7 protein-coding genes are annotated in these 8,818 nt (G+C 43.5%); all 7 read right to left on the bottom strand.

All coding sequences use genetic code 11. The features are described from left to right. Positions 1–297: 297 nt before the first annotated feature. A complete protein-coding gene (locus AC4II3_RS12535) occupies positions 298–969 on the bottom strand; it encodes an HAD-IA family hydrolase (protein ID WP_488011082.1) in 672 nt (223 codons plus the stop codon). 74 nt (positions 970–1,043) lie between these two features. Then, on the bottom strand, positions 1,044–1,997 hold the full coding sequence (gene queG, locus AC4II3_RS12540; RefSeq protein WP_488011080.1) for a tRNA epoxyqueuosine(34) reductase QueG: 954 nt from the start codon (positions 1,995–1,997) through the stop codon (positions 1,044–1,046). 67 nt (positions 1,998–2,064) lie between these two features. Then, the gene (locus AC4II3_RS12545; protein WP_488011078.1) at positions 2,065–2,808 is read right to left on the bottom strand and encodes a Stp1/IreP family PP2C-type Ser/Thr phosphatase; all 744 of its coding nucleotides are present in this window, start codon (positions 2,806–2,808) and stop codon (positions 2,065–2,067) included. A gap of 222 nt (positions 2,809–3,030) precedes the next feature. Then, on the bottom strand, positions 3,031–4,734 hold the full coding sequence (locus AC4II3_RS12550) for an ABC1 kinase family protein (protein ID WP_488011084.1): 1,704 nt from the start codon (positions 4,732–4,734) through the stop codon (positions 3,031–3,033). Positions 4,735–4,906: 172 nt separating this feature from the next. After that, a complete protein-coding gene (locus AC4II3_RS12555) occupies positions 4,907–5,254 on the bottom strand; it encodes a DUF6825 family protein (RefSeq protein WP_488011076.1) in 348 nt (115 codons plus the stop codon). 292 nt (positions 5,255–5,546) lie between these two features. Beyond that, positions 5,547–6,860: a serine/threonine protein kinase gene (locus AC4II3_RS12560; protein WP_488011074.1), complete on the bottom strand. Its 1,314-nt coding sequence runs from the start codon at positions 6,858–6,860 to the stop codon at positions 5,547–5,549. Positions 6,861–7,038: 178 nt separating this feature from the next. Continuing rightward, positions 7,039–8,818: CHAT domain-containing protein (locus tag AC4II3_RS12565; protein WP_488011072.1), on the bottom strand; the 1,780-nt coding region annotated here is incomplete at its 5' end.

Genomic DNA, 8,818 nt, shown 5'->3' on the forward strand with positions numbered 1-8,818 from the left:
CTCGCGAAATTAAACCCCACCCTCTTCTTGTATTTTCCAAAATGGGATGCTCCCATCCAATTCTTATATAACCTGGCTTTATACAACCTATTGGATTGGCTATATATAGACTTCAAGCTTGATATAACAAGCATTTAGTCCTCTTGAGAGGACTGGATTTACTCGGGCTGGGATTTTATCCCTGGCAGACTGTTGGTACTAGTGCAAGATCTGATTTAAAATAGGCTGAGATAAAATTATCATTGGTCAAATTATCATTTGTAAATTAACAAGTAATAAGTCAAAAGTAACTAATAACTAATAACAAACTACTTTTGATTGAATTTTTGATTGATCTAAATTAGATACTACTTGAGATAACTCCTGGGGTTTGTCGATCAAAAAATCGGGTTGATATTGAGCTAGGACTTCTTTATAATTAAATCCCCAACTGACAGCAACTACTTTAATAGTATTTTTCTTAGCTGCCTCAATATCCCTAGTTTCATCTCCCACATAGATCACATCACCAGGATTTAAATTATGTTTTTTGAGGAATTTACGAATAACTTTCTCTTTTCCAAAGATAGGACTCCCTGAGTCAACAAAATCAAAAAGCTTGACCCAAGAATTATTTTCCAGGAAAAGGTTAACGTTATCTGCTGAGTTAGATGTCAATATCCCTAATTGGTAACCTTCAGATTTCAAATCATTTAAAACGTCTATTATTCCAGGAATAGGAGTTAAACTTTGAATATCTTCGCGTAATATTTTTTGGACTTTTTTCAACAAAAACGGGATTTTAAACCTCGAAATACCCGATTGTTTAATAATTTCCCTAGAGCTTAAATGTCTAACTTGCTCCAATTTTTCAGCTAATGTGGGCTGATATCCAAATTCTCCCGCTAAGCTATTACTAATCTTGACAATGGCAGTAAGGGTATCAGCCAGAGTCCCATCAAAATCAAAAAGAATTACTTTTACACTCATTGAGCAATTAACAATTAACAATTCGCAATTCGCAATTCGCAATTCGCCACCCAAGTAATCAATGACTAGTCAGACTAGTCAACCGATTTTTGAGATGCATCAATATTAGCTTGGGCATTGCGCCGTAGCATATTTGGCTTAATACGCCGCAGCGCCGAAGCTGGAAACCGTCGATTCCACTCCTGATCAGATATAGTAGCTAATTCCGTGAGTCGAGGAGCCACATTCCCAGGGTAGGGCTGAAACTCTAGCACATCAGTTTCTTTAGCAAAACGTTGGTTCCAGGGGCAAACATCTTGACAGATGTCACAACCAGCAACCCAGCCTTCTAAATGGGGTTTAATCGATTCCGGCAAGTTTGCAGCCCGATTCTCAATAGTATGATAGGCGATGCAGCGGTTGGCATCAACGACAAACGGTTTGGTAATAGCACCCGTTGGACAGGCTTGAATACAGCGGGTACAGCTACCACAGTGTGAAGTGTGAGGGGTATCTGGGGTCAAGGCTAAGTTAGTCAACACTTCCCCTAAAAATACCCAACTGCCATACTCCCGCGTAATTACATTACCATTTTTAGCAATCCAACCAATACCTGAGCGCTGCGCCCAGACTTTATCTTGTACTGGCCCTGTATCAGCATAGTAACGCACCTGGATTTCTTCTGCTTGTGCTTGTAACCAAAAGGTCAATTCCTTCAATTTTTTATGCATGACCTTGTGGTAATCTCGCCCCCAACCGTAACGGGAAATTTTCCCATACTCAGGGCTTTCGGGACGCTGGTGAGGGGTGTAGTAGTTGAGAGCAACACAAATTACTGACTCCACCTCTGGCATACAGGCACGAATATCTAAGCGTCGAGGATTTGCCATCCAAGCCATGTCTGCTTGATACCCTAACCCTAGCCAAGCATTCAAGTTTTGCTCTGCTGAGTCATGATGATCAACATCCACAGCTGCAATTCCGACCTTATGAAAGCCTAGCGAGCGAGCTTTCTGTTTTACCTCAGTGCTAGTAACTGGTATATCCAACAGCTGTATAAACCCAAGTAACTCTACCTCTAGGGTGTGTTAATAAGGCACCTTCACCGAACACCGCTCATCCAACAGTTTTCATCCTTTCCCCAATCTCTACAATAACCACAGTAATGTTATCCCTACCGCCTTGGTCTTTAGCCGCTTCAACGAGGATAACCAGAGCCTGATCAATACTTGAACTCTCTTGGAGAGAGGAAGCAATCAATTCATCGGAAAGTTCTTCGGTGAGTCCATCGCTACAAAGCAAAAGGCGATCGCATAATTTAACCTCTATCGGATAGACATCGACTTTAGGTAAATCCTTTCTGCCCAGACATTGAGACAGAACATGACGCCAGGGATGCATCCGAGCCTGTTTAGCTGTCAGTTCTCCCAACTTAACAGCTCTGGCTACCCAGGTGTGGTCTTCTGTAATCTTCTCTAACTTAGAATTCCGGAACCGATAGAGGCGAGAATCTCCTACATGAGAAAACCAACACTGGTTTTGACGGAACATCACCACTACAGCAGTGGTTCCCATATCTGACCGTTCTGGATGAGTTTGCTGATCGTTGAGGATAGCCTGATTGGCTTGATAGATCGCTTGTTCTAGTAACTCATCAGAAGGGGTTTGAGATTTCCAATATTTATTCAAATAAGTCTTAATCGCCTCAGTGGCGATTTTACTTGCCTCTTGTCCACCGGCATGACCACCCATACCGTCGGCAACAATAAAGAAGCGACCGTCCGGGTCTATGTAGTAGTCATCTTGGTTAACTGTACGTAGTAAGCCCGGATCTGTAATACCGGCGAAGCAACTTTTCATCACATCGGTTGTTTACTGGCTTGATGCTTTCTGCTCGTCTGTGAGCTTCAGTTTGATTTTGATGGATAGAAACATGATTATTATCGACCTGATCCAGTTTAATTAAGGAAATGTCCAAAGATGTCCGGATAAATCCCGAAACATCCAACGATTTAGCCTCCTAGTACTTGCTACTACGGTGGATAGATCGTCGGATAAGGAGTTATTACGACTTTACAACAACTACAACATCCGATCAAACCGGTCAAGCCGTCGGAGCAACCTAATTAAGGCAAATCCTAACACAGTTGCCACCAAAACGACTACCAAAGCTAGTAGGACATTACCATTTACAAATAAAATGGTAGCCGAAAGGGTGAACGCACTGATTAATAAAGTATAGTTGGTTCCCAACTGAATACCACTCAGCCGTCGTAACACCCGGTCTGATTCGATAGAGCGCACTCGAATGCGCAGGTCTCCTCTTTCTAATTTTTCAATAGTACTTTCAATGCGCTGGGGCAAACCTAATGCTGTACTACTCATCTGTGCGGCTTGGCGTCCCAGTTCATTAATAAAGCTATTGTTGTCGGGAGTGTTGCCGTTGGTCATAATCTCTAGTGCAAAGGGTTTTGCAACTTCCATAAAATTAAATTCGGGGTCTAAGCCTTTACCCACTCCTTCCAGTGTAGAAAAGGCTCGCATCACAAATGTGAACGTTGCTGGGAATCGAAAAGGCTGGCCATAGGCAATTTCGTAGAGGTCATCACTGATGTTACTGACCGATTGCTCCTCAAAGGGCTTATCCATGAAATTATCCAGCATGTACTGAACTGAGCGCCTTACCGGTCCCATATCACTCACTGGTGAGAGCGCACCCAATTCAATTAGGGAAGTCACCACTCGGTCGCCGTCTTTTTGGGCAATGCCAAACAGGGTTTCCATAAGTTGCTCGCGCACATTGGCCTTAATCTGCCCCATCATGCCAAAGTCGTAAAAGATCAGGGAACCTTGATGACTAACCGCAATATTTCCCGGATGGGGGTCAGCATGGAAGAAGCCATCATTTAGCAACTGCTGTAGGTAAGCTTCTGCGCCCAGACGAGCGATTAATTTGCGGTCTAGACCAGCTGCTTCTAGAGCTTCGTAACTACTAATCTTAATCCCTGGTAAAAACTCTAGGGTCAAAACTCGTGATGAGGTATAGCGCCAGTAGACACGGGGTACCTTCACCCAGTCATAGTTACGGAAGTTGCGCCGAAACGTATCTGCGTTTCGGCCTTCATTAAGATAATCAATTTCTTGCCAAAGAATACGACAGCACTCTTCATAAATCCCGCTCCAGTCCCGACCACGCCCCCAGTCTGGATGGTTTTGAAAGTAATAGGCGATCCCCTTGAGAATTTGTAAATCAATGGTAAACAGTTTTTTTAATCCTGGTCTTTGGATCTTAATCGCTACCTCTTCACCACTGCGAAGTTGAGCTTTGTGAACTTGCCCTAAGCTAGCCGCCGCCAGAGGAATTGGGTCAAAAGCACTGAACAGTTCCTTGATGGGCTTGCCTAAATCTTCCTGGATTATCTGCTCAACTTGCTCGTAACTAAAGGCAGGAACCCGGTCTTGTAGTTTGCTCAGTTCTTCTACATATTCACTGGGAAATATATCAGCACGGGTGGAGAATAACTGTCCAACTTTGATAAACGTTGGTCCTAGATCTAAGAATGTATCTCGAATCCAGATAGCTTGTGTTTTGCGTCTATATGCGTGCTTTTGCTCTGTATATCCTCCCCGATAACTCCAAGGTTTACCATCAAGCCACAACCCAGTGATGAGGGTCAAAACAAAACGCCAAATATCAATAAAACGCCTTTGACGGGAGTAATTTTCTTGATTCCACCGATAAGCTTTTTCGCTGTATGGCTTACCTATAGAACTTTGCCTAGACACATTGCGTTCCTGATTTAGTGTAAGGTTAATAGAGTTTTGAGAAAGAGCAGACACTCGGATTTATCTGTAAGGTTTTTATCAGATTAATAGGAGGTTATTAAAAAAAGATTATTAAAAAGGATCGAAACTAGTCCCTTTTGTATATACTCCAGGGTAGTAACGATAAATCTGATCAAGATTGCTTGCGATAGTTTTTTAATTCCGTACGCAAGCTGGCAATTTCTGCTCGCAGCTCATCAATCATGGCTTGCAAATCAGCTGGCTTTGATCCTGTTTTCCCTGTGTTACTAGCTGTGTTACTAGCTGTGTTACTACTAATAGTAGAATCAGCTTCTGCTCCGGCTTCGCGATTGGCACTTTCTATGACCTGCTCGGTAAACTGCCGCAGTCGCTCACGCTGCTCAGCGTCAAACTTGCCTAACTCACTCAGGGCATTGGTCAGAGCATCCTCGAGCTGCCGATTAATGGCTTGAGCTGCAGCCCTACCCAGAAAAAAGGCATGAATTACAGAGTTACTCATTGATAAGTTTCTTTAGCTTACGTTACAAATTATAACGTACTTGCCCAAGATTATGAGTGAATTCAAATCTAGTGACTTGCCTCGTATATCCTCAGTTTTTCACATCTACCATGTCCTTTCAATTTAAAAAATCATTATTATATCATTTGATGTATTTAAATCTCACAGGACTTAGGCAGTAACTTTTCCTTCGTAGCCCTACTACTTATTAAGTGCGTTTGGTGGCGAGTTCGGGGTCAGTCCTGTGTAAGTCTAAATATTAATAAACCACCTTGATGAGGTTGAAGGTGTTTCAGAGTTGGGGTTCTGACAAAGGCCAATTGCTGCGAGGAGGGAAGGATTGATCGGTGTGGAAGATGGTAGAACCAGGTTCTTTTTGAGAGTTCATTCGCAGTGCGAAACCAAATCCTAATCCGGCTGAGGCCGCAAGGGCACCAGTCATCAGTAGGGCTTTCAGTGGGAATCCAGCTTTGGTAGTTTTGAGTTTTGAGGTTTGAGTTTTGAGCTTGGCGTGGACAGTTTTGAGAACAGCTAAGGTCTGAGTGCTCAGTTTTGAAGGATTAGTACTCAGGCTTGAAGGATTAGTACTCAGTTTTGAAGGATTAGTACTCAGTCTTGAAGGATTGGTGCTGATATTTGATGTCTTAATTCTCAGTTTTGAAGGATTAGTGTTCAGTTTTGAGGTCGTCTGAGTCCTCAGTTTTGGGGCAATTAATGACTTTTGCTGAGGACTCAGCACTTTCAACTGAGAACTGCTTTGAGGAACTTTTTCCTGAGTTGGCAGCAGCGATAACCAAGCTTCTACGGTTTGAGGACGTTGATTGGTGACCATGTGCAAGCCACGCCAGACTGCTTGTTTAACTACTGGAGTTAGGTTTTGTGGACATGGTGGTAAGTCCGGCAGGAAAAGAATATAGAAACCTTCCTGGGCATGCAATACTTCCCTGACTGGTGCAGGTAAGGGTGGGGTTCCAGTAAGCAAGCAGTAAAAGGTTGCGGTTAAGGAATAAACATCGGTTGCCTGGGAAAGTTGTCCTGTAGAAACGTACTGTTCCGGGGCGCTATACCCAGCAGCCATTAAACTGGCGTGGGTTTGCCTGACTCCTAGGGTGAGTTGACTAGTAATACCAAACTCACATAGCACTAGTTTATCGGTATCTTGACGCAGAATGATATTTTCCGGTCTAACATCTAGATGCAGCAAACCCTTTTGATGTAATATGCTCAGGGCATTGCCAATTTGACGAATGTATGCAATAGCTTGGGCTTCTGGAACCAAATTGGCTTGGATGAGTTCAGCTAACGTCTGCCCTGGAATATATTCCATGACTAGGTAAGGTCGTCCGTCAGCTTCAAAGGATTCGATTACCCTGACTAAATGCTGATGCTGACAGCCGCTCAAGAGCCTACCAAGGGCAATAAATTGCCGCTTGAACTGGTCACCATGGGGATGGTGGCACAGATTGTCGCTGAGGGTTTTGATCACGACGGTTTGACCAGACTCAGCGTTTATGGCTAGGTAGGTGATGCTAAAGACACCTTTGCCTAGCTGGCTATGAAGAACATATTTGCCGTTGTGCAAGACTGTGCCTGCCTTTAAGTCCATGAAAGTTCACTTCAACTCCCACCTATGCTAACCTTAAGTGGTGCAGAATGGTTGACACTACCTAGGTTTCGTTCCTCGCTTTCTAACAATTAAGCATCAAGGAAAAAGCAGGATAACTATTACCTAAATTATTCAGGTTAATTATTCTGTAGCAGGAGTTGTTAATCAGGATCAAACATTACCAAGGGTTCCCAATTAGGGTAAAAGCGCTCCAATAGTAGGGATGTCCTAACTGCACATCTGGCAACTTGGCTAAGGCTGGTGGTAAAGGAAAACTGCCCTGATCCGTTACCAACTGCCCTCCCTCCAGACGGACTGTACCCCTGAGCAGATTTAACTGAGCTTTCCGTATAGCCTCAGCTTTGACTGGGACTTGCTGTAATTTTTCGTAAAACGTTGTCATTAGCCCCAGGGTACCCTCATCGCTGACATACCAGAGACTTCCCAATGCGGACTTGACCCCCGCTAGCACTGCTAGACCGGCAAATCCTAATTCGGCTTGCTCGTCTCCTAAGGCAGTACGACAGGCACTTAAGACCAACAACTCCACCTTAGGCTTATTTAAACCTAGTTTATGGAGCTGGTTAAGTTGGAGCTTGGTATCCCACAGCTGGATGTAGGAATTACTGGGCTTACCGGCTAGGAATTCACTATGGGTAGCCAAATGAACGATACCAAAGGGTTGTGAGGCACGAGCTTTTCTCAAATTTGCTACGGTGAACGCTTCGTTAAGTAAGGCCTTTCCTGACCACAGTTTTTCTGTAACCATCGATAATTCTACAGGAACTGCTGGTAAGGGGTTTCTGTTCTTAAACTGGGATGCTCCCATGGCCAAGACTTTAAATTTCCTAATGTCTACATAGTTCATGTTGGTTAATGATAGAGTTGGCATTAAACCAAGGCTATATCGTTCTACAAGAAACCCAGTGCCATCATGGAGTGCTGCCATGGGTAAGGAGCGTAAACCAACGTCCATGATAAAGGCAAGATTATTGATTGTTTGGGCTTTTAGCTCCTGCTCTACCGGAGCAATCAACCAACGATACAACTGCTGAGCCAAGGGTAGGTAGACATTTGCGCTTTCGAGATTGGTGATACTCTTCTGGAATTCCCGAGCAACAGAGAGAACTTGCGATCGCGTTGCTCCCTGCACCTGTTTTCGGATTACTGTCCCGGAAGCCGTGACGACTAGTAATTCGAGCTGTGTATCGAGATTTTCTTCCCAGTGCGACCCAGTCTTTTTCCGATTTTTCGTTGTCTCTGGTTCCGGTTTGGTTGACGTCAATCCCTTGGAATTAACTGGATTGATCTTAGTAGTTTCCGATTTAAATTCCGGTTTAAAGAACAGGTAAATTAGGGCAGGTTTGAGTCCAGTAAGATTTTCAATCTGGCCCAGGTGAGCTTGGGCTTCTGACCGGGTGACTATGGGAGTGTTGCTAATGCCTAGATGTTTTTCAAAGGCATAGGTGAAGCCTTCCTCAAGTTGGTTAAGCTCAGCTTCAGCTTCTAGTCTAGAGTTAGAGGATTTACTGGTAACTGGCTGTGGGACGGATTGTGCCGGTGATTGACTACTATTAGTACTATTAGTATTAGTAATCTCTGCTATAGTCTGTGGTGCTGGTTGATTGTAATAAATGTTGATTAAATTCGATTTAGGTTTAAAGTTAATAAATTCAAGGTTTTCAAGATTATAATTAGGTTCTAATTGACTATTTTCAGGGTTTATTTGAGTGTATTCTGTTTTGGGAGCAATTGCCTGAGGCTTTGGTTGAGTAAGAATTGGTAAGAATTCAATGGAATGCTGATATAGTTGAGGGCGACTGGGGAATACATTAGCCGGATTTGAATAGGGATTGGTAGCCATTGCTTGACCTTGGCTAGTCGAATTTGAGTTCACATCTTCAGCCATTGCTTGACCTTGGCTAGTCGAATTTGAGTTCACATCTTCAGCCATTGCT

Source organism: Moorena sp. (assembly GCF_982860115.1).

Coding starts and splice junctions, on each gene's coding strand:
- AC4II3_RS12535 (WP_488011082.1), bottom strand. CDS start 969: ATGAGTGTAAAAGTAATTCTTTTTGATTTTGATGGGACTCTGGCTGAT.
- AC4II3_RS12545 (WP_488011078.1), bottom strand. CDS start 2,808: ATGAAAAGTTGCTTCGCCGGTATTACAGATCCGGGCTTACTACGTACA.
- AC4II3_RS12555 (WP_488011076.1), bottom strand. CDS start 5,254: ATGAGTAACTCTGTAATTCATGCCTTTTTTCTGGGTAGGGCTGCAGCT.
- AC4II3_RS12560 (WP_488011074.1), bottom strand. CDS start 6,860: ATGGACTTAAAGGCAGGCACAGTCTTGCACAACGGCAAATATGTTCTT.